At 72.7% G+C, this 25,087-nt stretch carries 19 protein-coding genes; 6 read left to right on the forward strand and 13 right to left on the reverse strand.

The annotated features are described in order from the left end of the window. Nucleotides 1-108: 108 nt before the first annotated feature. The 5 genes from IH26_RS0119230 to IH26_RS0119250 are packed head-to-tail and all read right to left on the reverse strand — an operon-like array spanning nucleotide 109 to nucleotide 7,530. Nucleotides 109-2,550, reverse strand: a complete 2,442-nt coding sequence (locus IH26_RS0119230; RefSeq protein ID WP_030437598.1) for a beta-glucosidase — start codon at nucleotides 2,548-2,550, stop codon at nucleotides 109-111. Continuing rightward, complete coding sequence (locus tag IH26_RS0119235; RefSeq protein ID WP_030437599.1) at nucleotides 2,547-3,383, reverse strand: ATP-binding cassette domain-containing protein; 837 nt, start codon at nucleotides 3,381-3,383, stop codon at nucleotides 2,547-2,549. The genes IH26_RS0119230 and IH26_RS0119235 overlap by 4 nt, the downstream gene beginning before the upstream one ends. Continuing rightward, entirely contained in the window at nucleotides 3,380-5,068 is a 1,689-nt protein-coding gene (locus IH26_RS0119240; RefSeq protein WP_030437600.1) for a dipeptide/oligopeptide/nickel ABC transporter permease/ATP-binding protein, read from the reverse strand. The genes IH26_RS0119235 and IH26_RS0119240 overlap by 4 nt, the downstream gene beginning before the upstream one ends. Beyond that, complete coding sequence (locus IH26_RS0119245; RefSeq protein WP_030437601.1) at nucleotides 5,065-6,006, reverse strand: ABC transporter permease; 942 nt, start codon at nucleotides 6,004-6,006, stop codon at nucleotides 5,065-5,067. Before IH26_RS0119245 ends, IH26_RS0119240 begins: the two co-directional genes overlap by 4 nt. Nucleotides 6,007-6,012: 6 nt before the next feature. Next, a complete protein-coding gene (locus IH26_RS0119250; RefSeq protein WP_211268691.1) occupies nucleotides 6,013-7,530 on the reverse strand; it encodes an ABC transporter substrate-binding protein in 1,518 nt (505 codons plus the stop codon). 170 nt (nucleotides 7,531-7,700) lie between these two features. On the opposite strand from IH26_RS0119250, the gene IH26_RS0119255 reads away from it, so the two are divergent. Next, the gene (locus tag IH26_RS0119255) at nucleotides 7,701-8,303 is read left to right on the forward strand and encodes a TetR/AcrR family transcriptional regulator (protein ID WP_030437603.1); all 603 of its coding nucleotides are present in this window, start codon (nucleotides 7,701-7,703) and stop codon (nucleotides 8,301-8,303) included. Here IH26_RS0119255 and IH26_RS0119260 read toward each other — a convergent pair. Then, on the reverse strand, nucleotides 8,297-9,214 hold the full coding sequence (locus IH26_RS0119260) for a nucleoside hydrolase (protein ID WP_034215652.1): 918 nt from the start codon (nucleotides 9,212-9,214) through the stop codon (nucleotides 8,297-8,299). The genes IH26_RS0119255 and IH26_RS0119260 overlap by 7 nt on opposite strands. A gap of 26 nt (nucleotides 9,215-9,240) precedes the next feature. Between IH26_RS0119260 and IH26_RS0119265 the strand changes: the two genes are divergently transcribed. Beyond that, on the forward strand, nucleotides 9,241-10,677 hold the full coding sequence (locus IH26_RS0119265; RefSeq protein ID WP_034215654.1) for a carboxylesterase/lipase family protein: 1,437 nt from the start codon (nucleotides 9,241-9,243) through the stop codon (nucleotides 10,675-10,677). A 63-nt stretch (nucleotides 10,678-10,740) separates the two neighbouring features. Here the strand turns inward: IH26_RS0119265 and IH26_RS0119270 are convergent, their stop codons facing one another. Next, complete coding sequence (locus IH26_RS0119270; protein ID WP_245665318.1) at nucleotides 10,741-12,477, reverse strand: hypothetical protein; 1,737 nt, start codon at nucleotides 12,475-12,477, stop codon at nucleotides 10,741-10,743. A gap of 307 nt (nucleotides 12,478-12,784) precedes the next feature. Then, on the reverse strand, nucleotides 12,785-13,744 hold the full coding sequence (locus IH26_RS0119275) for a LacI family DNA-binding transcriptional regulator (RefSeq protein ID WP_051808286.1): 960 nt from the start codon (nucleotides 13,742-13,744) through the stop codon (nucleotides 12,785-12,787). Nucleotides 13,745-13,817: 73 nt separating this feature from the next. Between IH26_RS0119275 and IH26_RS0119280 the strand changes: the two genes are divergently transcribed. Further along, complete coding sequence (locus IH26_RS0119280) at nucleotides 13,818-16,139, forward strand: glycoside hydrolase family 2 TIM barrel-domain containing protein (RefSeq protein ID WP_157437265.1); 2,322 nt, start codon at nucleotides 13,818-13,820, stop codon at nucleotides 16,137-16,139. On the opposite strand, the gene IH26_RS63925 is transcribed toward IH26_RS0119280, so the two are convergent. Beyond that, nucleotides 16,126-16,257, reverse strand: coding sequence for a hypothetical protein (locus IH26_RS63925; protein ID WP_281179756.1), 132 nt, complete (start codon nucleotides 16,255-16,257; stop codon nucleotides 16,126-16,128). The two genes, IH26_RS0119280 and IH26_RS63925, sit on opposite strands and share 14 nt — an antisense overlap. Continuing rightward, a complete protein-coding gene (locus tag IH26_RS0119290; RefSeq protein ID WP_034215722.1) occupies nucleotides 16,254-18,461 on the reverse strand; it encodes an MMPL family transporter in 2,208 nt (735 codons plus the stop codon). Before IH26_RS0119290 ends, IH26_RS63925 begins: the two co-directional genes overlap by 4 nt. A gap of 166 nt (nucleotides 18,462-18,627) precedes the next feature. On the opposite strand from IH26_RS0119290, the gene IH26_RS0119295 reads away from it, so the two are divergent. Both IH26_RS0119295 and IH26_RS0119300 read left to right on the forward strand, forming a co-directional pair. Further along, a complete protein-coding gene (locus IH26_RS0119295) occupies nucleotides 18,628-19,785 on the forward strand; it encodes a sensor histidine kinase (RefSeq protein WP_030437610.1) in 1,158 nt (385 codons plus the stop codon). Next, complete coding sequence (locus tag IH26_RS0119300; protein ID WP_030437611.1) at nucleotides 19,773-20,420, forward strand: response regulator transcription factor; 648 nt, start codon at nucleotides 19,773-19,775, stop codon at nucleotides 20,418-20,420. Before IH26_RS0119295 ends, IH26_RS0119300 begins: the two co-directional genes overlap by 13 nt. 98 nt (nucleotides 20,421-20,518) lie before the next feature. On the opposite strand, the gene IH26_RS0119305 is transcribed toward IH26_RS0119300, so the two are convergent. The 3 genes from IH26_RS0119305 to IH26_RS0119315 all read right to left on the reverse strand — a co-directional run bounded on the left by IH26_RS0119305 (nucleotide 20,519) and on the right by IH26_RS0119315 (nucleotide 23,746). Then, on the reverse strand, nucleotides 20,519-22,813 hold the full coding sequence (locus IH26_RS0119305) for an ATP-binding protein (protein WP_030437612.1): 2,295 nt from the start codon (nucleotides 22,811-22,813) through the stop codon (nucleotides 20,519-20,521). Between the two features lie 76 nt (nucleotides 22,814-22,889). Next, nucleotides 22,890-23,093: an aldehyde dehydrogenase family protein gene (locus IH26_RS0119310; protein WP_030437613.1), complete on the reverse strand. Its 204-nt coding sequence runs from the start codon at nucleotides 23,091-23,093 to the stop codon at nucleotides 22,890-22,892. Continuing rightward, nucleotides 23,090-23,746 (reverse strand): GntR family transcriptional regulator, encoded by a 657-nt coding sequence (locus tag IH26_RS0119315; protein ID WP_034215658.1) that lies wholly within the window; start codon nucleotides 23,744-23,746, stop codon nucleotides 23,090-23,092. Before IH26_RS0119315 ends, IH26_RS0119310 begins: the two co-directional genes overlap by 4 nt. Nucleotides 23,747-23,849: 103 nt before the next feature. Between IH26_RS0119315 and IH26_RS0119320 the strand changes: the two genes are divergently transcribed. Then, nucleotides 23,850-25,076: a sarcosine oxidase subunit beta family protein gene (locus IH26_RS0119320; protein WP_030437615.1), complete on the forward strand. Its 1,227-nt coding sequence runs from the start codon at nucleotides 23,850-23,852 to the stop codon at nucleotides 25,074-25,076. Nucleotides 25,077-25,087: the final 11 nt, after the last annotated feature.

The following is a 25,087-nucleotide window of genomic DNA, read 5'->3' on the forward strand; positions in this document are numbered from 1 at the left end:
GCGCGGTCACCCGGCCGCGCCCACCGGCGCGCCCTCACCTCTCCCGCAGCCGCCGGGGGCCAGGCGGCGCAGGTGACGCGACAGCTGGGCGGACCGCGCCACCGCGGGTCATCGCAGCGTGAGCGAGGCGGAGAGGGGCAGGTCGACCGCGGTCGTGCCGGCGCGCAGCAGGTACTGGCCGGGCTCGTACTGCCAGCCGGCGTCCCAGTGGGCAAGCATGCGGACGGGGACCGGGATGTCGACGACCGTCTCGCCGGCTGCCGGGACCCGCACGGCCGAGAAGCCGACCAGCCATCTGACCGGCCGCTCCACTGCCGAACCGGGTTTCTCCGCGAAGACGAGGACCACCTGCTTGCCGTCGCGGGTGCCCTCGTTCCGCACGGTCACGGACACGGACACCGTCTCGCCCGGCGCCGCCGTCGCCGGCGCATCCAGGCGTACGAGCGGAATGTGGGTGTAGCCGAGGCCGGCGCCGAACCAGTAGGCCGGCGGGGTTTCGGGCCGGCGCAGCCAGGCCCGGTATCCGATGTGGATGCCCTCGCGGTAGTCGACGATCCCGTCCTTCGGGCTGGTGTCCAGGACCGGCACGCCGGCCTCGCGAACGCCCCAGGTGGTGGGCAGCCGGCCGCCGGGCTCGCTGCGGCCGGTGAGCACGTCGGCCACCGCGCCGCCGAACTCCTGGCCGCCGAACCAGCCGACCAGCACGGCGGCGACCTCGTCCCGCCAGGGCAGCAGCACCGGCGAACCGGAGTTCACCAGCACGACGGTGCGCGGGTTGACCGCGGCGACCGCCCGGACCAGGTCGTCCTGGTGGCCGGGCAGCGCGAGCGAGTCGCGGTCCCAGCCCTCCGACTCGACGAGCGAGTTCGTGCCGACGACGACCAGCGCGACATCGGCGGTCCGGGCCGCCTCGACCGCCTCCGCGATGAGCGCCTCCGGGTCGGTCCGGTCCGGTTCGGTGCCGAACTGGAAGGACAGCGCGCCGGTCAGGAAGTCCTCGCGGCCGCTGAGGTCGAGCTCGAAGCTGATGTCCACCGGCCGGCCCTCGACGAACACCACCGGCTCGCTGGCGCTGGGCGGGTTGAGGAACGCGGCGCCGAGGTCGTTCCCGACCGGCTTCAGGTCGGCCTCGACCACCGTCTCGCCGTCCACGCCGACGATGCCGGCGCCGATCGTGGCGAACCCGAGCCGCAGGGTGCTGTCCTCGGCCGGGGTGAAGCGGGTGGTCAGCTCGACGCTGGCCGAGCGGGCGATCGGCGCGTCGCCGCCGAACCACACCAGCGACGTGGTGAGCCGGTCCTCGGCGAAGAGCTCCTCGCCGGCCGCGTCGAGGAACCGGATCCGGACGCCGGGGCCGCCGGTGACCGGGTTCTCGAGCCGGTCGGCCGGCAGCGGGCTGAGCCCGGTCCGGACGACCGCGCCGAGGGCGTAGGTGATCTCCGCGTCCGGGAGCGCCGCGCGGAGGCCGTCGAGCGGGGAGATGGTGTACGCGGGCAGCACGGTCGCGCTGCCGCCGCCCTGGGTGCGGGCGTGCGCGGCGTTGTCCCCGATGACGGCGACGCTGGTCAGGGCGGCGGCGTCCCAGGGCAGCGCGTCCCGGTTCGCCAGCAGCACCATGCCCTCGACCGCGGCCTCCCGGGCGAAGGCGGCGCCGTCCTCGACGAGCACCGGCTCCTTCGCCGGGAAGCCGTCCAGGGCGCCGACCCGGGCGGCGAGCCGCAGGATCCGGCGTACCTTGCGGTCGACGTGCGCCTCGTCGATCTTGCCTTCGCGGACCGCGGCGACGAGTGCGTCGCCCCAGGCGCCGATCGGGCCCGGCATGGCGAGGTCCTGGCTGGCCTTGGCCGCCTCGAGGCTGCGCACCGCGGTCCAGTCGCTGATCACCACCCCGTCGAAGCCCCACTCGCTGTTCAGCGGCGTCTCCAGCAGTTCGTTCTCGGTCGCCGTCACGCCGTTGATCGAGTTGTACGAGCTCATCACGAGCCAGGCGCGGGCCTCGACGATGGCCCGCTCGAAGGCGAGCAGGTAGAGCTCGCGCAGCGCCCGGTCGCTCACCTGGGAGGAGGCGGTGAACCGCTCGTCCTCGTAGTCGTTGGCCACGTAGTGCTTCGGCGTCGCCCCGACGCCGTTGTCCTGCAGCCCGTGCACGAACGCGGTGGCGAGGTCGGCGGTCAGCACCGGGTCCTCGCTGTACGCCTCGAAGTGCCGGCCGCCCAGCGGCGAGCGGTGCAGGTTGATCGTCGGCCCGAGGACGGCGTCCACCCCCTTGCGCCGGGCCTCCACCGCGGCGACCGCGCCATATCTGCGGGCGAGGTCCACGTCGAAGGACGCGCCCAAGGCGGTGGCGGACGGCAGATTGACGGACGGCTCGCGCTCGTCCCACCGCTCCCCGCGGACGCCGGACGGGCCGTCGGAGAAGACCATCGCGCGCAGGCCGATCTTCTCGACCGGCCAGGTGGTCCAGAAGTCCCGGCCGGTCAGCAGCCGTACCTTCTCCTCGAGCGAGAGCGCCCCGAGCGCCTCGTCGATCCGGGTGCCGGCGTCGGTCATCGGGATACCTCCATCGTTTCGAGGCGCCGGCGCTCGGCGCGCCGCCGCTCCTGCTTCACCGGGTCCGCCACCGGAGCGGCGAGGAAAAGCCGTTTGGTGTACGGATGCTGCGGGCGGACAGTCACCTCGGCGGCCGCGCCCCATTCAACGATCTGGCCGCGGTACATGACCGCGACGCGATGCGACAGATGGCGCACGACGTCAAGGTCGTGGCTGATGAACAGATACGCGACACCCGTCCGAGCCTGAATCTCCTGGAACAGGTCGAGCACGCGAGCCTGGGTCGACAGGTCGAGCGCGGAGACCGGCTCGTCGCAGACGATCAGCCGCGGGTCGAGGGCGAGCGCGCGGGCGATGGCGACCCGCTGCCGCTGGCCGCCGGAGAACTCGCGGGGCAGCCGCTGCCCGGCGTCCGAGGGCAGGTGCACGGCGTCAAGCAGTTCACGTACCCGGTTGCGGGCCTCGGCCTTGCCCGTCTTCCGGGCGATCAGCGGCTCGGTGAGGATCTGGTCGATGGTCAGCGACGGGTTGAGCGACGTGTACGGGTCCTGGAAGACCACCTGCAGATCGCCGGCGAGCGCCCGCCGCTCCGCACGGCCGAGCCGGCCGATCTCGCGGCCCTGGAAGCCGATCGACCCCGAGGTGACCGGCGCCAGGCCGAGCACCGCGCGGCCCAGCGTCGTCTTGCCGCTGCCGGACTCGCCGACCAGGCCGACGCACTCGCCCGGCTCCACCTCGAGTGAGACGCCTTGCAGCGCCCGGAACGGCGGCTTCCGGAACCCCTTCACCGGGTAATCCACCACCAGGTCCTTGACATCGAGCAGCGGGCTCATGCGACGACACCTTCACCTTCGGTGTTGGACAGCACCGCGGCGAAAAGGCTCTGGGTGTACTCGTGCTGCGGGTCGGCGAAGATCGAGCGCACCGGCCCCGTCTCCACGATCCGCCCGGCCCGCATGACCGACACGCGGTCGCAGATATCCGCGACCACGCCGAAGTTGTGGGTCACCAGGAGCACTCCCATCTGTCGTTCGCGTTGCAGGTCGCGCAGCAGGTCGAGCACCTCGGCCTGGACCGTGACGTCCAGTGCGGTGGTCGGCTCGTCCGCGATGAGCAGCTCGGGGTCGCACGCCACGGCACCGGCGATCAGCACGCGCTGTGCCATGCCGCCGGACAGCTCGTGCGGATACGACCCGTACGTGCGCCGGGGGTTGGGGATGCCCACCCGGGCGAGCAGTTCGAGCGCCCGCGCCTTGGCGTCCGCGCGGGAGAGTCCCAAGTGGATCCGCATCGGCTCGACGAGTTGCGACCCGACGGTGAACGACGGGTCCAGGTTGCTCATCGGCTCCTGCGGTACGTAGGCGATCTTCTTTCCGCGTACGGCCGCCATCTCCTTCGCCGAGAGCCCGGCCAGATCCCGGCCCTCGAAGGCGATCGAGCCGCCGACGATCCGCCCGCCGCCGGGCAGCAGGCGCAGGATCGAGAACGCCGTCTGGGTCTTGCCCGAGCCCGACTCCCCGATCAGGCCGTGCACCTCGCCGCGCCGGACGGTGAGCGCCACGTCCTCGACCACCGTCTGCATCGAGCCATTCGCTGTCGGATAGCCCACCGACAGGTGGTGCACCGAAAGGAGAGCGTCATCGGGAACGATCGGTGCCGCCGCTGTCTGCCGAGTGACGACGGCCTTCTTACGCGGGACCGCGGCGCGTTCGAGTTCGTCGCGCAGCGCGTTGCCGAGCAGTGCGAACGCCACACAGGTGAGGCCGATCGCGAGCGACGGCCACAGCACCAGCAGCGGCTGGGTGAAGATGTTCGCGAAGCCGTCGTTGAGCATGCCGCCCCAGCTGGGGATCGACGGGTCGCCGAGGCCGAGGAAGTCCAGCCCGGCGGAGATGGCCACCGAGATCCCGGCGATGTTCGCCGCCAGCACGATGACCGGAGCGCGGACCACGGTGAGCACGTGCCGGCCGATGATCCGCGGGTCGGACAGGCCGGACACCCGGGCCGCGTCGACGTACAGCTCGCCGCGGACCGCGGACACGGCCGAGTAGACGACCCGGTAGAACGCCGGCGCGATGAGGACGCCGAAGACGGCCATCGCGGCGAAGTCGGACGGGCCGAGCACGCTCTTGGCGGCCAGCAGCACGACGATCGCCGGCAACGCCTGCAGCAGGCTGGTCGCGGCGCTGCCGACCGCCTCGAAGACCTTGCCGTAGTAGCCGGCCAGCAGTCCGAGGACGATGCCGAGGACCGCGGCGATGACCAGGGTCTCGGCGGTCAGGGTGACCGACAGCCGGGTGGCGAACAGCAGCCGGGACAGCACGTCGTGGCCCGAGCTGTCGTTGCCGAGCCAGTACTTGCCGCTCGGCCCGGACAGCGTGTCGTACGCGTTCGCGGTGTTCGGGTCGTGCGGCGCGAGCAGCGGCGCGAAGACGGCGCTGAGCACCACGACGACCAGGAAGAGCAGGGCGCCGAGGCCGATCGGGTTGCGCAGCAGGCGCCGCCGGAGCGAGGTCATGAGAGACGCACCTTGGGGTTGAGGAAGCCCTGCAGGAGGTCGACCACCAGGTTGATCGTGACGACCACGATCGCCGTGGCGAGCACGAGCCCCATCACGAGCGGGACGTCGCCCTGGCTGGTGGCGCCGACCGACACCTGGCCGAGGCCGGGGATCGCGAAGATCTGCTCGATGATGACGGCGCCGCCGAGCAGGCCGACGAACTGGACGGCGAGCATGGCCAGGCCCGGGCCGCCGGCGTTGCGCAGCACGTGCTTGTAGACCACCCGGGACTCGGGCAGGCCCCGGCTGCGCAGCGTACGGACGTAGTCGCGGTCCAACGCGTCGATCATGGAACCGCGGATCTGCTGGGCCACGCCCGCGATCGAGCCGACCGAGAGCGCGACGATCGGCAGGGTCACGGTGGACAGCCAGCCGGCCGGGTCGTCCTCGATCGCGGTGTACCCGGTCGGCTTGAACACCTTGAAGTGGATCGCGAAGACGGTGACCAGGGCCAGCGCCACCAGGAAGTTCGGGATGGCGAACCCGAGCACGGCGAGGAACTGGACGAACCGGTCGATCCACCCGCGCCGGGTGGCCGCCAGCACGCCGAGCGCCACCGCGATCAGGCCGGAGACGATGGTCGCCCCGACGACCAGCTCCAGGGTGACCTGGAGCCGGGAGGTGATCGCGTCGGAGACCGGCTGCGAGGTGAACCACGAGGCGCCGAAGTCGCCGTGGATCGCGTGCGACAGCCAGTCCCCGAACTGGGTGAGCACCGGCCGGTCCAGGCCGAGCTCGTGCGTCTTCTGCACGACCGTGTCCTCGGACGCCTCCTGCCCGAGGATCCGGCGGGCGATGTTCCCGCCGGAGGCGTGCAGGAGGAAGAAGGTCGCGGCGGTGATGACGACGATCAGGACGACTCCGGAGGCGAGCCGCCGCAGCACGAAGCGAAGCACGGCGGATCAGCCCTTGGCGGGGGTGATGCTGTAGAGGTACGGGATGGCGTTGCCGGCCTGCGGCTCGGCGGAGATCTTCGAGCTCTGCGCCCAGAAGCCCTTCACCCGGTAGTACGGCGCCATGAAGCCCTGCTCCGTCACGTACTTGTTGAGGGCCTTCGTCGCGGTCGCGACGTCCGCGTCCGAGCCGGTCTGGATGGTCTTGACCAGGCCGTCGACGGTGGTGTCCGGGACCTTGAACGGGTTGAACGTCGCGCCGGTCGTCAGCAGGAAGTTGGCCTCCTGCCACGCCGTCGGGTCCTCCTGCAGCTGGAAGTTCGCCGCCGGGTACTTGCCGGCCAGCAGGTCGGCGATGACGTTGTTGAGCGGCACCGTCACGTACTTCACGGTGATGCCGACCGCGCCGAGGTACTGCTTGAGCAGGTCGTTCTGCACCTGGCCGAGGCCGGGGACCTGGGGCAGCGTCATCGTGAAGCTCGGGTAGCCGGCCTCGGCGAGCAGCTGCTTGGCCTTCGCCGGGTCGTACGTGTAGTACTGGTCGACCGCCTGGTCGAAGCCGGGCGAGTAGGTCGGGAACACCGAACTGGTCACCGTGCCGTTGCCCTGCGCGGCGGCCTTGAGCAGGCCGGCCCGGTCGACGGCGTAGTTGAGCGCCTGGCGGACCTTCGGGTCCTTCAGCGCCGGGACGAGCTTGCCGCCGCGGTCGAAGATGGCCAGTCCGGCCCAGTCGAGCTCGTGGTCGACGACGGTGTACCCGGCACCCTTGATCTGCGCGACCGTGGTGGCGTCGATGACGTTCATGCCGTCGATCTGGCCGCCCTTGATCGCGTTGACCTCGGTGGCCGGGGTGGTGATGACCTTGATGGTCAGGTTCTTCCAGTGCTGCTGGTCCTTGGCGAAGTAGTTCGGGTTGGCCGTGTAGGCGTACGAGGAGCCGACCACGGTCTTGCCGGTGTCCAGGAGGTACGGCCCGGTGCCGATCGGGTTGGTCTTCTCGTCGGCGGCGCCGAAGTGCTTCGGGCTCTCCATCAGGCCCGGGGCCTGGGTGAGATAGGTGAGCATCGCCGGGTCGGGCTGCTTGAGCGTGATCTGCAGGGTGGCGGCGTCGACGGCCTTCGCGTCGGTCACGGCCGCGAGGAAGGACTTGTTGGGCGCGGTGCCGTCGCGGAAGCGCAGGAGGTTCTTCGCCGCCGCGTCGGCGTCCAGCTTGGTGCCGTCGGTGAAGGTGACGTCGGTACGCAGCTTCAGCGTCAGGACGGTCTTGGTGTCGTTCCAGGACCACTCGGTGGCCAGCCACGGGAGGATCTTCCCGTCCGGGTCGGCGTGCAGCAGCGTGTCGTAGACGGCCTGCTGCAGCAGCGACTCGTTGGCCCAGCCGGCTCCGTTCGCCGCGTAGCTGGTCGGCGGCACCAGGGAGCCGAGGACCACGCTGCCCGAGGCCCCGCCCGCGCTGCCGCCGGTGGAGCTCCCGCCTCCCCCGCAACCGGCGAGACCGAGGCCCGCGACCACTGCGATGGCTGTCAACCTGCTCGAACGGACCATATGTCGTCCCCTCTCTCGGGTGGCTTGGCCGGGACGCTAGCACTCCCTACCGAGTACTCGGTAGGGTTTCGCGAGCACTTCCATTAACATCTCCGTCGCGGGCCGGTAACACGGCGTGCCAAATGGGGACATCACGAACAAGGAGAAACCGCATGGCTTTCGTTCGGCGAACCCGAGGCGAGTACGCCAAGACGGCCGACCGGCGAGCCGAGATCCTGGACGCCGCCGTCAAGGTCTTCTCCGAGTCGGGGTTCCACGGCGGATCGTTGCGCGAGGTCGCCGAGCGGGTCGGGCTAAGCCAGCCGGGCCTGCTGCACCACTTCGCCAACAAGGAGAAGCTGCTGGAGGCGGTCCTGACCTACCGCGACGACCTGGCGCTGGAGCGGATGGGGTCGGACCTGCCCACCGGGATGGGACTGATCGACGCCCTGATCGATCTCACCTCGTACAACGCCACCACGCCGGGCCTGGTCGCGGTCTTCGCGGTGCTCTCCGGCGAGGCCACCGCGCCGGACCATCCCGGCCACCAGTACTTCAAGCAGCGGTACGCCTGGGTCCGCGAGATCACCGAGGAGGCGGTCGTCGCGGCTCAGGCGAGCGGCGACCTACGGCCCGAGCTCGACCCGACCGAGGTGGCGCGCACCCTCATCGCGCTGCTCGACGGGCTGCAGATCCAGTGGCTGTACGAGGACGGCGGCTTCGACATGACCGTCCCGCTCCGGGCGTACGTGCGCAGCCTCCGCGTGCGTCAATGACCGCGGCCGGCGAGCAGGGCGATCAGGTCACCCAGCATCAGCGGTACGTCGAGGCGGGTGAACACCCGCACCTCGGCCCCGGCGCCGTCGAAGTCGAACGTTCCGTCGTCGCGCACCCGCGGCCGCGCCCGGCGGAACGACTGCGACGAGCACGGGTCCGGCTCGAACCCGGAATGCAGCGCGGTCAGCAGCACGAGCGGGTTGTCGCCGAGGATGTACGTGCCGCCCGGGTCCATCCCGTGCTCGCGCATCATGGCTCGAACCTGCTCGAGCGCGTCGACCAGCGACGCGCCGAGCGGCCCGAGCGGCCGCACCCGATGGTCCAGGTCGCGCATCGAGACCAGGGCCTGCCGGTACGCGTCCCGGGGCACCTGCCACAGCGGCAGGTCCGAGTCGTTGAAGACCACGCGGGCGGCGGCCGGGTCGATGAGCGTGTTGTACTCGACCGGCATCGCGCCCGGCGGCACCAGCCCGCCCGGGTATTCCGGGCCGCCGATCCACACCACGGTGAGCCGCTGCGCGATCCGCGGTTCGGCCAGCCAGGCCGAGGCGATCTCGGTGAGCCCGCCGCCGCAGGTCACGTAGAGCGGCCGCGGGTCGTCGCGCATCGCCTCCTCGACGATGGCGGCGACGGCTTCACCCCGCACCACCCCGGCGGTGTTCGATCCCGGAACGATCCGGACGTCGTCGCGCCCGCAGGCCGCCGCGATCTCGCGGGCCTTCCGGGCGGCGTTGTCGGCGCTGCGGCCGGAGGGGTCGAAGGGGTCGCCCTCGCGCAGGTGCGAGCCGATCACCAGCCGTACGTCGGCGTCCGGGCTCAGCAGCAGGTGCGCGAGCTGCCAGAGACCGTCCGGGTCGCCGGAGTAGTCGTTGTCGGAGATGACGCGGATGCGGGCCACGGCCCGGATCATGCCACGAGATCTTTCCAGGGAGAACGATGACCATCGTCGGTACCACCGCGGGTGTCGTCCGCGGCCGCGACTGGGGAACGGGCGTCGCGTTCCTCGGGATCCCGTACGCCGAACCGCCCTACGGCTCGCGAAGGTTCCAGGCGCCGGAGCCGCGGCGGGCCTGGCCGGGCGTGCTCGACTGCCTGGCGTACGGCCCGACGCCGCAGCGCCGCCCGTTCGCGGCGGTGACCGCGATCCCAGAGCCGACCATCCCCGGCGACGACGTGCTCACGCTCAACGTGTTCACGCCCGGCCCGGCCGCGGAAGGCCTGCCGGTCCTGGTGTACATCCACGGCGGCGGGTACGTGGCGGGTTCCCCGGCGAGTCCCTGGTACGACGGTGCGGCCTTCGTCCGCGACGGGGTGGTGGTCGTGACGATCGCCTACCGGCTCGGCTTCGAGGGCTTCGGACACCTGCCCGACGCGCCGGCCAACCGCGGCGTGCGCGATCAGATCCTCGCCCTGCGATGGGTGCGCGACAACATCGCCGCGTTCGGCGGCGACCCCGGGAAGGTCACCATCGCCGGGCAGTCGGCCGGCGGCGGCAGCGTGATGCACCTGCTGGTCGCGCCCGGCGCGGGCGGCCTCTTCCGCGGCGCCATGGCGATCTCGGGCTCGCCGGGCGACCGGACGGTGGCGGACGCGACGGCGATGACGCGGGCGCTCGCCGGCCGGCTCGCCGTCACCCCGGACCTGGCCGGGTTCGGCGGCGTGGACGAGTCGGAGCTGGTGGACACCGGGTTCGGGGGCCCGCCGTCCACCGCGCTCGAGGTGGTTTCGACGGTTTCCGCGGGCGTACGGATGGCGCCCGTGGTGGACGGCGACGTCCTGCCGTGGACAGTCGCCGAGGGGCTGACCCGCGGCGAGGGGGCGGACGTCGCCCTGGTCGTGGGCGCCACCCGGGACGAATTCTCGATGATCGCGCTGGGCGCCGCGTCGTCGTTCGAGGACGCCGACCCGGTGGACCTGCTCGTCCGGGCCGGACTCGATCCCGAGGTCGCGGCCGGGTACGCGGCCGCGCTGGCCGGCCGGTCGCCGGCGGCCGTGCTCGGCCAGTCGGTCACCGACCGGGTGTTCCGGCGGCGCGTCGTGGAATGGGCGGAGCTGCGGGCCGGTGCCGCCGCGCCGACGTTCGCGTACGACTTCGCCTGGCGGAGCGGGGCCGACGGCCTGTCCGGGCACTGCCTCGACGTGCCGTTCGCGTGGGACGTCCTCGGCGAGGAGCACGTGGCCCGGCTCGCCGGCGAGGCGCCCCCGCAGGAACTGGCCGACGCGGTGCACGGCGCGTACGTCGCCTTCGTCCGGGACGGCGATCCGGGCTGGCCGGCCTGGAACGGCGACGGCCCGGTCATGACCTGGGACACCAAGAGCGCGGTGACCGGCGCGGAGGCGTACGGGACCGCGCGGCTGCTCACCCGTTCCTGAGCCCGAGCCGCGTACCAGCAGCCCGAAGCCGGCGTCAGCACGAGTCCCGGCCGCCGCCGAGGGTCACCCGAGGCGGTAAAGGATCGCGCCGTCGATCTGCTCACGGGAGATGCCGAGGCCGTCGATCGGGCGACCGGGCACGCCCTCCCACGGGGTTCCGCTCAGCCATTCGGGCAGGACGACGACCGACCTGATGCCGGCCGCTCGCAACGCGGCGATGCTGGCCGGGTCCGGGAAGGTGGTGCTGACCGAGCGGATCCTCTCCTGCCCGGTCGGGACGAAGGTCACCAGGCCGTTCGGGATGCGCGGGAACCCGTTCGTGGACCACAGCATGATGGACATCTCGAGACTGCCGCCGCTGGGCAGCACCAGGGTCGGCTCCTGCGCGGCCTGCATCGCGGCCGGATACCGCAGCAGCTCCGGGTGCGAGGTCCGGTTCACCCCTTCCACGACGACCAGCACCAGCGGGATCAGCAGGGCGACCCGCAGCGCGACGAATCTTCCGCGGGCCACGAGCCCCGAGCGCCCGGCGCCGGCCGCGGGCCGCGGCGCCGTGACCCGCGCACCGGCGACGAACTCGCTGACCGCGCCGGCGGCCAGAATGGCCAGCACCAACGTGGTCCACACCGTCATCCGCCCGGGCGTGCGCAACGCCGCCCAGCCCGGCAAGTGTCGGGAGAGTGTCAGATAGCCCGGGTCGCCGTGCCAGGGCAGGGTCGCGCCGAGCGTGAGCAGCACCGCGCCGAGGGTGCCAAGACCGAGCAGGATCCGGTGGCGGAGTCGGAAGATCGAGATGAACATCCCGATCACGGCCAGGACGATCAGGGCGATGCCTGGCAACAGCGTCATCTCCGGCGGCCAGGGCAGGTGCGAACGCGCCGCGGCGTGCCGGGCACCCCACAGCCAGGACGCCTCGGGCGCGATGACCAGGCCTCGCCAGGCCGGCGAATACATCTCGGTCCAACCCAGCCCCCGGTCGGCCTGCGGGTAGAGCTGCACGACGCGGGCGAAGGCGAGGCCCATGAAGGCCGTGGCGGCTGCGAAGCACAACCCGCCGGCCAGATCGGCGGCCAGCAGCCGCCGGCCGAAGGGCGGCCGGCCGCGCCGCCACCAGGACCAGCCGAAGCACGCCGCGGCCACGAGGCAGAGGGCCACCATCAGGTACGCGAAGACGAGCCCGATGGCAAGCCCGAGGGTGACCTGCCAGGCAGCGACCAGCCAGCCGGCCAGCGCCCACCGCGGCCGGTGCCGTTCCGGGCGGTGGCCGGTGCGCAACGACCAGCCGTGGCCGCGAGCGATCATGGCGAGGCTCAGCGCGATGCCGCCGGTGGACAGGACATTCAGGTGGCCGGCATGCGCGAGCCGCCACGGCGCGTACGCCCAGGCGACGCCGGCCACCGTCGCACCGAGCGGATGGGCGCCCAACTGGCGGGTCAGGGCGTACGCCCCGATGAAGGCGAGCGCGTGCACCAGGACGTACAGAATGTTGTATCGCAGGACGGCCGCGTCCATGCCGGACCCGATCGCGCCGAACGGCGCGTAGCCGATCACGGCATCGGTGAAGGCGAGCGAATGCGGATCGGGGTAGAACGTGTTCGAGTCCCACAGGTGCAGGGGGTGGTGCACCAGCGCGTGCCCGGCCCAGGCGATCTGCCAGGCGAACAAGGCCGGATCGCCGATGTCCCCGGGCACGGTGTGCCGCGGGTCGCGCAGCGTCGGCCAGGTCAGCGCCACGGCGAGCACAAGCCCGCCCAGGACGACCAGAATCCACTCACGGCGGGACCACAGCCGCCTCAGCACGCCCGATGCCGCCTTCGACCCCGCGGTGGTCCCGCCCGCGGCCCGCCCGCCGCGTGACACGGTGCCAAGTTCGGAGGGCTGACCTTGGATCTCGACCACGCACGCCCCCGGTTTCCTGGTTCGATCGCAGACGCCCGGACGCAGGACATTGTCACACGTCGATGCCCTACCGGGAACTGGGCCCGAAACGCGAAACTGCCGGCCGTACGGGGAAGCGGCCCGGTACCGACGGGTGTCGCCGACCGAGGCTCCGAAACGGTTGGCACGCCGACCCGGCTACCAAGCGGGTGCGCGGATCTGGCACGCGCTAAGAGGTCTCGCCGGGGACCAGGGTGACGAACCGGCTCGGGTCCGCTTCCGACGGGGGCGGTTCCTGGTGGCCGGAGCGGATGCCGCGGAGCTCGGCCTCCGGGATCACCGCGTCCAGCAGGGCGGCGAAGTCGATGCGTACGGTCGTCAGCCGGGGCGTGACCAGCTGCCCGATGCTCGTGTGGTCGGCGCCGACCACGGCGACCTGCCCCGGCACGGCCAGGCCGAGCTCCCGGGCCGCGGCGAGCGCGGCGATCGCCACCTCGTCGTTGTAGCAGGCGATGCCGACCGGTGACTCCGCGAGCACGGGGGCCAGGGCCCGCACCGCCCCGGCCCGATCGAGCGGGACCCGCACCACGATCGGGTCGGGCACGCCCGCCAGCCGGGCGTGCCGCGCGGCACCCTCGGCGCGGGGCGGGCCGTACGGGTCGAGGCGGTCGTCGGCGAGCAGCGCGTAGACGAGCCGGCGCCCAGGCGTACGCAATAGTTCTCCGGCCTGCAGGGCACCGATCGTGGCGTTCGGGTCATGAAAGGCGCGGGCGGGAAGGACCCGGATCCCGGCGGCGCGCAGCGCCTCGGCTGCGGCAGCGGAGTACACCCCCAGGTCGATCACCGCCGCGGGCTGCAGGTCGAGGACGGCGTCGACGGTCGCGCCCGCGTACTTCACCACGACGCTCAGTCCGTGGGCGGCCGCGCCGCGGGTGATCCGGTCGATGCCGTCCTGCAGGTGGTGGCCGAACGTGACATTCGGGACGACCAGCACGACGAGGTCGCCGACCCCGGTGACCAGCGCCCGGCCGGCCTTGGAGGGCCGGTAGTTCAGCGACGCGGCGGCCGCGAACACCCGCTCGCGGGTCGCCGGCGGGAAGCGGTCCTCGTTGCCGCCGAGGATCTGGCTCACCGCCGAGCGGGACAGCCCGGCGAGCCGGGCGACATCCGAACTGGTCGGCCTGGTCACCGGGAGAGTGTGACACAGCGGCCGGTGAGGTGCCGATTGACACGTGACAGCAACTACCCTACGTTGCTGTCACGTGTCATCATTCATGGACGGCTGGTCCGTCGACGGCCGGCCCGTCCGGCTTCCCCATGACGCCATGCTCGCCGAGCCGCGGACGGCGCGCGGCGGCACCGGCGTCCACGGCGGCTACTTCCCGGGCGGGCGGTACCGGTACGCCAAGCGCTGGACCGCGCCCGCCGCCGACCGGCTGCATCTCGTCTTCGAGGGCGTCTACGGCAAGGCCCGGGTGCTGGTCGACGGCGAGCCGATCGCGGGGTGCGACAGCGGCTATCGGGAGTGGACGGTCCCGCTCGACGGCGTGGTCACCGCCGGCCGGGAGCACCTGATCGAGGTCGACGTCGACAATCGCGAGGTGCCGAACGGCCGGTGGTACACCGGCGCCGGGATCTACCGGCCGGTGTGGCTGGAGGAGCTCCCGGCGGTGCACCTGGCCCGCGACGGCATCCGGGTGCACACCGGGGACGGCGTCGTGGAGATCGGCGTCGACGTCGCCGGCCCGGCGCCGGAGGGCCTGACCGTGGCGGTGACGCTCGGCGACGCCGGCGAGTCGTCGGCCCCGGTCGTCGGCGGCACGGCGCGGCTGCGGCTCACCGTTCCGCAGGCGCGGCTCTGGTCGGCCGACGATCCCTACCGGTACGAGACGACCGTACGGCTGCTCGACGGCGACGCCGAACTGCACCGCCGGACGCTGCGGGCCGGGCTGCGCACCCTGCACGTCGACGCGGAGCGGGGGCTGCTGGTCAACGGCGAGCGGGTCCTGCTGCGCGGCGCCTGCGTGCACCACGACAGCGGCGTCCTGGGCGCCGCCACCTTCCGGGCCGCCGAGTTCCGCCGCGCCCGCATCCTCAAGGCCAACGGCTTCAACGCGATCCGCAGCGCGCACAACCCGATCTCCCGCGACCTCCTCGACGCCTGCGACGAGATCGGCCTGTACGTGATGGACGAGCTCGCCGACGTCTGGTACGAGCCGAAGACCGCCCACGACGCGGCCGCCCGCTTCGCCGGGACCTGGCAGGACGACGCCCGCGCCATGGTCGCGAAGGACCACGCCCACCCCAGCGTGATCATGTATTCGATCGGCAACGAGATCACCGAGACGGCCACCGCGCGCGGCGTGGCGACCGCCCGCGAGCTGCACGACTTCGTCACCGGGCTGGATCCGCACCGGCCCACCACGGTCGCGGTCAACCTGGTGCTCAACGTCATGGCCAGCCACGGCGCTTCCCCTTTCAACAAAGAGCCGACGGAAGTCAGCAGTACGGCGGCGAACTTCATGGCCGACAAGCTGGGCGCCCTGATGCGGCTGCTCTCCCGGCTGCCGGTCGCCGACCGGGTCAGCCGCGACGCCTTCGCCGCCGTCGATGTCGCCGGATACAACTACGCGTACGGCCGCTACCCCGGCGACCGCAAGCGCCACCCCGGCCGGGTCATCCTCGGCACCGAGTCGATGCCCGGCGACCTGCCCCGGATCTGGGAGCTCGTCGAGCGGGTCCCCGGGGTGCTCGGTGACTTCATGTGGACCGGCTGGGACTACCTCGGCGAGGCGGGCATCGGCACCTGGGCGTACGGCGAGCAGCCCGGCGGCATCCAGAAGCCCTACCCGGCCCTGATCGCCGGTCCCGGCGCCATCGACATCACCGGGCTCCCCGGCGCGCCGGCGCTGCTGGCCCGCGCGGTCTGGGGGCGCCTCGACGCCCCGGCGATCGCCGTCCGCCCGCTCGACCACGCCGGCGAGCGAACGCTACGCACCGCCTGGCGCAGCACCGACGCCGTCGCCAGCTGGTCCTGGCAGGGCTGCGAGGGCCGGACCGCCGAGATCGAGGTCTACTCCGCCGACGACGAGGTGGAGTTGCTGCTCGACGGCCGCTCGCTGGGCCGCCGCCGGCCGAGGCGGTTCCTGGCCCGATTCCGTACGCCGTACCGGCCCGGCGAACTCACCGCGGTCGGCTACCGGGCCGGCCGGGAGACCGGCCGGTCCACGCTCCGCTCGGCCGGCCCGGCCCGCCTGCGCCTGAACGTCGAGAGCGAGGCCCGGACCGCCGACGGCCAGGACCTCGCCTTCGTCCACATCGAGCTCGCCGACGACCACGGCACGGTGCAGACGCTCGCCAAGGACACCGTGACCGTCGCGGTCACCGGCCCCGGGGAGCTCGCCGGCTTCGGCAGCGCCGCCCCGGCGACCGAGGAGACCTTCACCGGCGACACGCACACCACGCACTACGGCCGGGCCCTGGCCGTCATCCGCGCCGCCGATCGGCCCGGCACCATCACCGTCACCGCGACCAGCCGGAACCACGGCACCGCCACCTTCGACCTGAGCGTCAGTCGAACGTGACCATGACCTTGCCGGCCGCGCCGGGCGTGGCGGCGAGCGCGAGGGCTTCAAGGGCCCGCCGAACGGCTCCGGCGGCGTCGACGTAGACGTCGGTGCCGGCGGCCCCGTCGCGGGTCACGACCGCGCTAATTCGGGCTCGGGCTCGGGAGCGGCGGGCGGCGCCGGCCTCACGTGGTGGAGGCGCTCCCCCTCGATGTCGAGGCGGGGCAGCAGCCGGTCGAGCCGGCGCGGCAGGTACCAGGCCCGGTCGCCGAGCAGGGCGAGGACGGCGGGGACGATGGCCATCCGGACGACGAACGCGTCGAACAGCACCGCGATCGCGAGGCCGAAGCCGATCATCTTGATCATGGAGACGTCGGCGGTGATGAAGCCGGAGAAGACCGCGGTCATGATCAGCGCGGCGGCGGTGACGACGCGGGCGCTGTGGCCGAAGCCGCTGACGATCGCCGGGCGGGCGCCGCCGTTGCGGACGTAGTCCTCGCGGATCCGCGAGACCAGGAAGACCTCGTAGTCCATGGCGAGGCCGAAGACGATGCCGACCAGGAAGATCGGCATGAGGCTCATGATCGGCCCGGTCTGCTCGACGCCGAGCAGCTTCGCGAGGTGCCCCTCCTGGAAGACGGTGACCACGGTGCCGAGCGCGGCCAGCACCGACAGCAGGAAGCCGAAGGCCGCCTTGACCGGGACGAGGATCGACCGGAAGACGATCAGCAGCAGGAGGATCGCCAGGCCGACGACCACCGCGAGGTACGGGAAGAGCGCGCCCTGCACCTTGCCGGCGACGTCGATGTTGACCGCGGTGGAGCCGGTGACCTCGAAGGTCGCCCCGGCCCGGGCGGCGACGCCGGGGCGCTCGTCGCGGATGGCCTGGACGAGATCCTTGGTCTTCTCGTCCGTCGGGCTGGTCGCCGGGATCGCCGAGAAGATCGCCGTGTCGCCGGCGGTGTTGAACCGGGCCGGCGAGACCGAGACGACCCCGGGGGTGGCGGCGACGGCCTTGCTGATCGTGCCGACGGCGGTCTTCGGGTCGGCGGCGCCGCGCGCGTCCACCACGATGACCAGCGGGCCGTTGAAGCCGGGGCCGAAGCCCTCGGCCAGGGCGTCGTAGGCGCGCCGTTCGGTCGTACTGGTCGATTTGGCCTCGTCACCGGGCATGCCCAGCTGCAGGTGGATCACCGGCACGGCCAGCGCGGCGAGGCCCGCGACGCCGGCCAGCAGAACCGGGAGGGGGAAGCGCAGCACCAGCCGCGCCCACCGGTTGCCCTCGCCGCGCCGCTCGTGCTGGCCGGCCGCGACGCCCCGGCGGGCCTTGCGGGAGAGCACCGCGTCCGGCCAGAAGCCGAGCAGCGCCGGGACCAGGGTGAGGCAGATCAGCACGGCGATCGCGACCGCGCCGGCCGCGGCCAGGCCCATCCTGGTCAGCATCGGGATCCCGACCACGGACAGCCCGGCCAGCGCGATGATCACGGTGAGCCCGGCGAAGACCACCGCCGACCCGGCCGTGCCGGCCGCCAGCCCGGCGGCCTCCCGGGCCTGGCGCCCCTTGCCGCGTTCCTCCCGGTAGCGGGAGACGACGAACAGCGCGTAGTCGATGCCGCAGGCCAGGCCGAGCATGGTGGCCAGCGTCCCGGTCGTCTCCGACAGGCCCAGGGCGTGCCCGAGCGCGAGGATCCCCGACATGCCGATCCCGACGCCCAGGACCGCGGTCAGCAGCGGCAGCCCGGCCGCGACCAGCGACCCGAAGGTGACCAGCAGGACGAGGGCGGCGACCGCGATGCCGATCCCCTCGGCCGGCCCGCCCGCGGCCGGCTGGGTGGCCAGCGCGTCCCCGCCCACCTCCACGGTCAGGCCGGACGAGCGGGCCCGGCCGATCGCGTCGGAGAGATGCTGCTTGCTCGCGCCGGTCAGGTCCGCCGCCCGCGCGGTGAAGGTCACCGTCGCGAACGCCGTCGCCTGGTCCTGGCTGACCGCGCCCGTCCGGAACGGATCGGCCACCGTGGCGACCTGTGTGCCCGCGCCCGCCTCGGCGACCAGCTTCTCGATCACCGCCCGGTCGGCCGCCGAGGTGAGCTGCTGCCCGTCCCGGGCGACGAACACCACCCGGGCCGTCGCGGACTGCGCGTCCGCACCGGGGAACCGCTGCTCCATCAGATCGAACGCCTTCTGCGACTCGATCCCGGGCATGGTGAAGCCGTCGCCGGCGGCCTTCGGCGCCTGGGTCGCGGCGTAGCCGACGCAGGCCAGCACCGCGACCCAGAACGCGGCGACGAGCCACCGCCACCGGAACGCCATCCGGCCGAGCCGGTCGAGGAGGATTGCCATGATCATGCCTTTCGGGATCGGTCCTGACTGCCACCGATCACTCTTCCGGCGCAGGTCAGCCGGCACGACCGGGCGCACTCCCCTCCTCGTGGTGTAGCTGGCTACACCACCGTGGTGGTGCTCGCCCGCCCGCGCCCGGGGCCGGCGATCCCCTAGCCTGATCGTCATGCGACGGGCGGTGCGGGAGGCGGCGCGGGCGACGATGTACCTGGTCAAGTCCGTCGCGCTGTCGATCGCGTCGTACCTGTTCATCACGGTCCTGCTGTTCACCGCCACCGGCGCGGTCGCGGTGATCGGGATCGGCCTGCTGCCCGAGACGGTGCTGCTGATCCGGCGGCTGGCCGGCATCAAGCGGGAGATGGTGGCCGACCGGACCGGCCGGCCGATCCCCGAGGCGTACGTGCCGATCACCGGCCGCCGGGTGCGCGAGCGGGTCCGGACGGCGGTCCGCGACCCCGGCACCCAGGCGGACGCGATCTGGGTGGCCGCCTACTACCTCTACGGCAACCTGGGGCTGCTCGCGGTGCCGCTGTGGGTGATCGGGCTCCCGGTCGACGCGGTCTGGTGCGGGCTGCTGCGCCGCCGGCCGGTCGTCCTACCGATGATCGGCTGGCTGGCCGACCTGGACGCGGACGGCAGCCGGATCCTGCTGCGCCCCTCGCCCAAGGCGGCCCTCGCGCAGCGGGTCGAGCAGCTGGCCGCCACCCGGGCCGACGCGATCGTCGCGCACGGCGCCGAACTGCGCCGGATCGAGCGCGACCTGCACGACGGGACCCAGGCCCGGCTCGTCTCGCTGTCCATGCGGCTCGGACTGGCCAAACGGGCGCTGGAGCACGACCCGCGGACCGTGCGCGAGCTGCTCGACGCCGCCCAGGACCTGGCCGAGGACGCCCTGACCGACCTGCGGCACGTGGTCCGCGGCATCCACCCGCCGATCCTCACCGACCGGGGCCTCACCGGCGCCGTACGGGCGCTGGCGGCGAGCTCCGGGATCCCGGTGACGGTGGCGGACGACGGCGTGGACGACGGTCCCCGGGCACCGGCCGCGATCGAGGCGGCGGCGTACTACATAGTGGCGGAGGCGCTGGCCAACGCGGCCAAGCACAGCGGCTGCGAGCGCGTCGAGGTGCGGATCGCCCGTACGAGAAAAGGACTTGGGGTGTCGGTACGTGACGACGGGCGAGGCGGGGCCACCGACACCGGGCCCGGCACCGGCCTGCTGGGCATCCAGCGCCGGGCCGCGGCCCTGGACGGACGGGCGACCGTGACCAGCCCCGCGGGCGGCCCCACCGTGATCGAGGCGGAGCTGCCGTGCGTGTGGTGATCGCCGAGGACAACGCCCTGCTCCGCGAGGGCCTGGTGCTGCTGCTCAGAACCGTCGGCCATGACGTCGTCGCGGTCGTGCGGACCGGCCCCGAGATCCTGCCCGCGCTGCTCGAGCACCGGCCGGAGGCCGCCGTGATCGACGTACGGATGCCGCCCACCTTCCGCGACGAGGGACTGAAGGCGGCGCTGGCGGCCCGGCAGAGCCTGCCCGGCCTGCCGGTCCTGGTGCTCTCCCAGTACGTCGAGCAGTCCTACGCCACCGAACTGCTCGGCGGCGGCGCCGGCGGGGTCGGCTACCTGCTCAAGGACCGGGTGGGCCGGGTGGAGGAGTTCCTCGAGGCCCTCGACCGGGTCGCCGCCGGCGGCACCGCCCTCGACCCCGAGGTGGTCACCGAACTGCTCGCCCGCCGGCGGAACACGCCGCTGGACTCGCTGACCGCCCGGGAGCAGGAGGTGCTCGCCCTGATGGCGCAGGGGCACGACAACCCGGCCATCGCCCAGGCCCTCGTGATCACCGAACGGTCGGTGAGCAAGCACATCGGGAACGTCTTCCTCAAGCTCGGCCTGCCCCCGACCGACTCGGGACACCGGCGGGTGCTGGCGGTGCTGGCGTACCTCGAGAATCGCGCCTGACCCGCAGCGAGGCTGAGGAGGCGGTGGCTCAGCCACCGGCAGTCCGCGTCCAGCAGCCAGTTGAGCAGCGCAAACCCGACCGACAGGCCCAGCGGGACTCAAGGATTCCGTGACGAGGCGTTCCACGCGGCGACCTGCGCGCGACGGGAGAAACCCAGTTTGCCCAGGATGCGGTCGACGTGGCTCTCCGCGGTCCGGCGCGAGATGACCAGCCTGCTCGCGATCTCCTTGTTGGTCAGGCCCTGGGTGAGCAGATCGGCGATCTGGCGTTCGCGGTTGGTCAGCGGCGTCGGCTCGGCTTCCTCCTCGGCCCGCCCGGCCCGGCGCGGCTCGTCGAGGACGAAGGCGAGGAGGTCCTCGGGCGCCAGGGCCTGGCCGTCCCGGAAGGCCGCGGTGAAGGCGGCGTCGCCGAGGGCGGCCCGGGCCAGCCGCTCGCAGGTGTCGTGGTGGCCGGCGAACTGCAGGTACGAGCCGATCGAGGCGCCGACGTCGGCCCAGCAGACGTCGGCGGCGCCCAGCAGGGTGGCGGCCCGCCGGTGCCGTCGCCGGTCCGCGGTGATCCAGGCGAGCACCTCGAGGCAGAGGGCGGTGGTGTACCGGTCGTCCGACCCCCAGGTGGGTTTCAGCCGCAGCGCCTCCACCACCTGCGCGGCGCCCTCCCGCGGATCGCCCTGCCGCCAGCGGATCAGGCCGCCCACCCAGCGGGCCAGGGATCGGTGGCGACCGCCGGCCCGCGGCTCGACGATGGCCAGCAGCTCCCGCTGGCAGGAGCCGGCCCGCTCGGTGTCGCCGGCCAGCGCGGCGGACACCCCGAACCCGAGCAGCACGTTGAGGTACAGGTACAGGTCCTTGTCCGGCTCGCCGGCCAGCAGGGTCCAGGCCTTTTCGAGCCGTTCGACGGCGACCGGCAGGTCGTTGGCGTACAGCGCGGCCACGCCCCGCGTGTAGGCGGCGTGGCCCAGTTCGGCGGCGGCGTGCAGGCGGCCGGCCAGCTCTTCGCCTTCGGTCAGCAGCCGCGCCGCCTCGGCGTGCTCGCCGAGCCAGACCGCGAGGTGACTGTTGATCAGCAGGGCCTTGGCCCGCAGCGCCGTCGGGGCGGGGGCCAGGGTGAGCGCCCGGTCGAGCCAGCGCCGGCCCTCACCGAGCAGGCCCCAGGCCGACCAGTAGTGCCCCGGGAGGGTCACCGCGAGGCGCAGCGCGGCCTCGGCCTCGCCGGGTTCGCTCAGGCAGAATTCCATGGCCGTACGCAGATTGGCTCGTTCGCGGGCGAGGCGCGACATCCAGTACGCCGACCGGTCGCTGATCCCCTCGGCGTTGGCGCGGGCCACCATCCGCAGGTACCAGTCGCGGTGCCGCCGGGGCAGCACGACGAGACCGCCCGCGACGAGCTTGTCCCGGGCGTAGTCCCGGATGGCCTCCAGCATCCGGTACCGCGCGCAGTTCTCGCGAACGTCGTCGCGGACCAGGATCGACTTGTCCAGCAGGCCGGTCAGCGCCTCGAGCACCTCGGACTCGGGCAGCGCCTCGTCGGCGCAGATCCCCTCGACCGCGTCCAGCTCGAACGTGCCGGCGAAGACCGAGAGCCTCCCCCACAGCGTCCGTTCCGGCTCGCCGCACAGGTCGAAGGACCACTCCACGCTCGCCCGCAGCGTCCGCTGCCGGGCCGGACCACCACGGTCGCCCTGCGACAGCAGGGCGAACCGGTCGGCCAGCCGGTCCAGGATCTGCGGCGGCGCCAGCGCCCGGACCCGGGCGGCGGCCAGCTCGACCGCCAGCGGCAGGCCGTCCAGCCGCCGGCACAGCTCGGCCATCGCGGCGGCGTCGTCGCCGGTCACCGCGAACTCGGGCGCGATCGCGCGGGCGCGCGCCACGAACAACGTCGCCGTCTCGTCGTGGCCCAGCGGTGGCACCAGGTAGAGCCTCTCGCCCCCGATGGCCAGCGGCTGGCGGCTGGTGGCCAGCACGCCCACCTCGGGACAGCCCCGCACCAACGCCTCGGCCAGCACCGCGGACGGGGCGAGCAGATGCTCGCAGTTGTCCAGCACCAGCAACGCCCGCCGGCCGGCCAGATGATCGATCAGGCGCCGCCTCGGCGGCCCGCCGGGCCGCGGCACCCCGAGCACGGCCAGCACCAGATCGGCGAGAGCGTCCGCGTCCGGCTCGCGCAGCTGCGTCAGGTCCACGAACCACACGCCGTCGCGGAAGGCCCGCCGCACCTCGGCCGCCACCCGCAGCGCCAGCCGGGTCTTGCCGATGCCGCCCATCCCGGTCAGGGTCACCAGCCGGGCGTCCGCCAGCATCCGCTTGATCTCGGCCAGCTCCGTCCGGCGGCCGACGAAGCTGGTCGACTCGGCGGGAACGTTCCCGGGCCGTACCCGACCAGTCGCCGGCATCGCACCTACCTCTCGAGGCCCATGTCACCCAAGATCGAAGGCGGCGTCAACCACGGGCCACGATCGGGTGAACGCCTCAGCGGGCCACGTTGTGCCTGACATGCTTGGTCCGCGAATAGTCGTCGAGGGCATAGATGGACAGGTCACGGCCGTATCCGGAGCCCTTGAAACCACCCCACGGTACCTCGCCCGCCAGCACCGGATGCGCGTTCACCCACACCGTGCCGGCCGGCGCCTCGTCCTCGCCGGCGAAGGTCTCCACGGTGACGACCGGGCTCACAGGACGGCCCGGATCGCCCGTTCGAAGTCCGCGACGTGCGCCGCCGCCAGCTCGGCCGCGCGATCGGCGTCGCCGTCGGCGATGGCGCCCAGCAGCTCGCTGTGCTCGCCGACGTGGCCGGCCAGGTCGGTCAGCCGGTTCAGGAAGAGGCACCAGACCCGGGTGGCCAGGTTGTCGTAGTGGACCAGGGTGTCCTCGAGGTACGGATTGTGGGTCGCCGCGTAGATCGCCCGGTGCACCGTCATGTCCAGCCGCATCAGCTCGGTGGAGACCGTCGTGCCGCCGGCCGCGCGCAACCGGGCCGCCAGCGAGCGCAGGTCGGCCCGGTCGGCGGGGGTGGCCCGGCGCGCGGCGGCCGCGGCGGCGACCGGCTCGAGCTGCTGGCGTACCTCCGAGATGTGGCCCAGGTCGGCGATCTTGACGTCGGTGGCGAAGGTGCCCCGGCGCGGATAGGCCACGACCAGCCGCTCCCGCTCCAGGCGCTTGAGGGCCTCGCGTACCGGCGTACGCCCGAGGCCGAGCTCGCGGCCGAGCTGGTCGTCGTTGATCGGCGCGCCGGGCCGGATCTCGAGCATGACGAGCCGGTCCCGGATGGTCTCGTACGCCCGCTCGGCGAACGACGGCGCCTCACCGGACACCGTACTGGTCGTCACGCTGGTCCCTCCCCGTCGTCCCGGTCGCGTGTGTTGACGCTGCTCATGCGCTCGCCTACTCTACCCGCAGGCTGATATATCAACCAGCGAGGACTGACATTCTATGGGCACGAGCGACGGTGGCCTCCCCGAGCACCCCAAGTTCCTGTGGCGCAACCCCGACCCCAAGCCGTCGTACGACGTCGTGGTCGTCGGCGGTGGCGGCCACGGCCTGGCGACCGCGTACTACCTCGCCAAGAACGAGGGCATCCGCAACGTCGCCGTCCTCGAGAAGGGCTGGCTGGCCGGCGGCAACATGGCCCGCAACACCACGATCATCCGGTCCAACTACCTGTGGGACGAGAGCGCGGCCATCTACGAGCACTCCCTCAAGCTCTGGGAAGGGCTGGAGGAGGAGCTGGGCTACCCGATCCTGTTCAGCCAGCGCGGCGTGCTCAACCTCGCCCACTCGCTGCAGGACGTCCGCGACTCGGTCCGCCGGGTCAACGCCAACCGGCTCAACGGGATCGACGCCGAGTGGGTCGACGCGGAGCAGGTCAAGGAAATCTGCCCGATCGTCAACATCTCCCCCGACGTCCGCTACCCGGTGCTCGGCGCGACGTACCAGCCGCGGGCCGGCATCGCCAAGCACGACTACGTGGCCTGGGGCTACGCCCGGGCGGCCGGCGCGATGGGCGTCGACCTGATCCAGAACTGCGAGGTGACCGGCTTCGAGGTCGACAATGGCCGGGTCGTCGCGGTCGACACGACCCGCGGGCGCATCGCGACGGGCAAGGTCGCGCTGACCGCGGCCGGTCACACGTCCGTGCTCGCCGAGCGGGTGGGCCTGCCCCTGCCGCTGCAGAGCCACCCGCTGCAGGCGCTCGTCTCGGAACTGCTCGAACCGGTGCACCCCACCGTGGTCATGTCCAACGCCGTACACGTCTATGTCTCGCAGGCGCACAAGGGCGAGCTGGTGATGGGCGCCGGCATCGACAGCTACAACGGGTACGGGCAGCGCGGCGCCTTCCACATCATCGAGGAGCAGATGGCCGCGGCGCTGGAGCTGTTCCCGGTCTTCGCCCGCGCCCACCTGCTGCGCAGCTGGGCGGGCATCGTCGACGTCACCCCGGACGCTTCGCCGATCGTCGGGCGTACGCCGATCGACGGCCTCTACCTCAACTGCGGCTGGGGAACCGGCGGCTTCAAGGCCACCCCCGGCGTCGGCTGGTGCTTCGCGCACACCGTGGCCCGGGACGAGCCGCACCCCTACAACGCCCCGTTCACCCTCGATCGGTTCACCACCGGCGCCCTGATCGACGAGCACGGCGCCGCCGCGGTCGCGCACTGAGGAGCTTGACG

The organism is Actinoplanes subtropicus, assembly GCF_000721705.1.
In the GTDB taxonomy this organism is placed as follows: domain Bacteria; phylum Actinomycetota; class Actinomycetes; order Mycobacteriales; family Micromonosporaceae; genus Actinoplanes; species Actinoplanes subtropicus.

Bases quoted from the DNA above. Each gene is read 5' to 3' on its own strand.
- IH26_RS0119240 (WP_030437600.1), bottom strand. From the start codon at position 5,068: ATGACCTCGCTCCGGCGGCGCCTGCTGCGCAACCCGATCGGCCTCGGC.
- IH26_RS0119260 (WP_034215652.1), bottom strand. From the start codon at position 9,214: ATGATCCGGGCCGTGGCCCGCATCCGCGTCATCTCCGACAACGACTAC.
- IH26_RS0119305 (WP_030437612.1), bottom strand. From the start codon at position 22,813: ATGCCGGCGACTGGTCGGGTACGGCCCGGGAACGTTCCCGCCGAGTCG.
- IH26_RS0119290 (WP_034215722.1), bottom strand. From the start codon at position 18,461: ATGGCAATCCTCCTCGACCGGCTCGGCCGGATGGCGTTCCGGTGGCGG.
- IH26_RS0119320 (WP_030437615.1), top strand. From the start codon at position 23,850: ATGGGCACGAGCGACGGTGGCCTCCCCGAGCACCCCAAGTTCCTGTGG.
- IH26_RS0119230 (WP_030437598.1), bottom strand. From the start codon at position 2,550: ATGACCGACGCCGGCACCCGGATCGACGAGGCGCTCGGGGCGCTCTCG.
- IH26_RS0119265 (WP_034215654.1), top strand. From the start codon at position 9,241: ATGACCATCGTCGGTACCACCGCGGGTGTCGTCCGCGGCCGCGACTGG.
- IH26_RS0119255 (WP_030437603.1), top strand. From the start codon at position 7,701: ATGGCTTTCGTTCGGCGAACCCGAGGCGAGTACGCCAAGACGGCCGAC.
- IH26_RS0119295 (WP_030437610.1), top strand. From the start codon at position 18,628: ATGCGACGGGCGGTGCGGGAGGCGGCGCGGGCGACGATGTACCTGGTC.
- IH26_RS0119235 (WP_030437599.1), bottom strand. From the start codon at position 3,383: ATGAGCCCGCTGCTCGATGTCAAGGACCTGGTGGTGGATTACCCGGTG.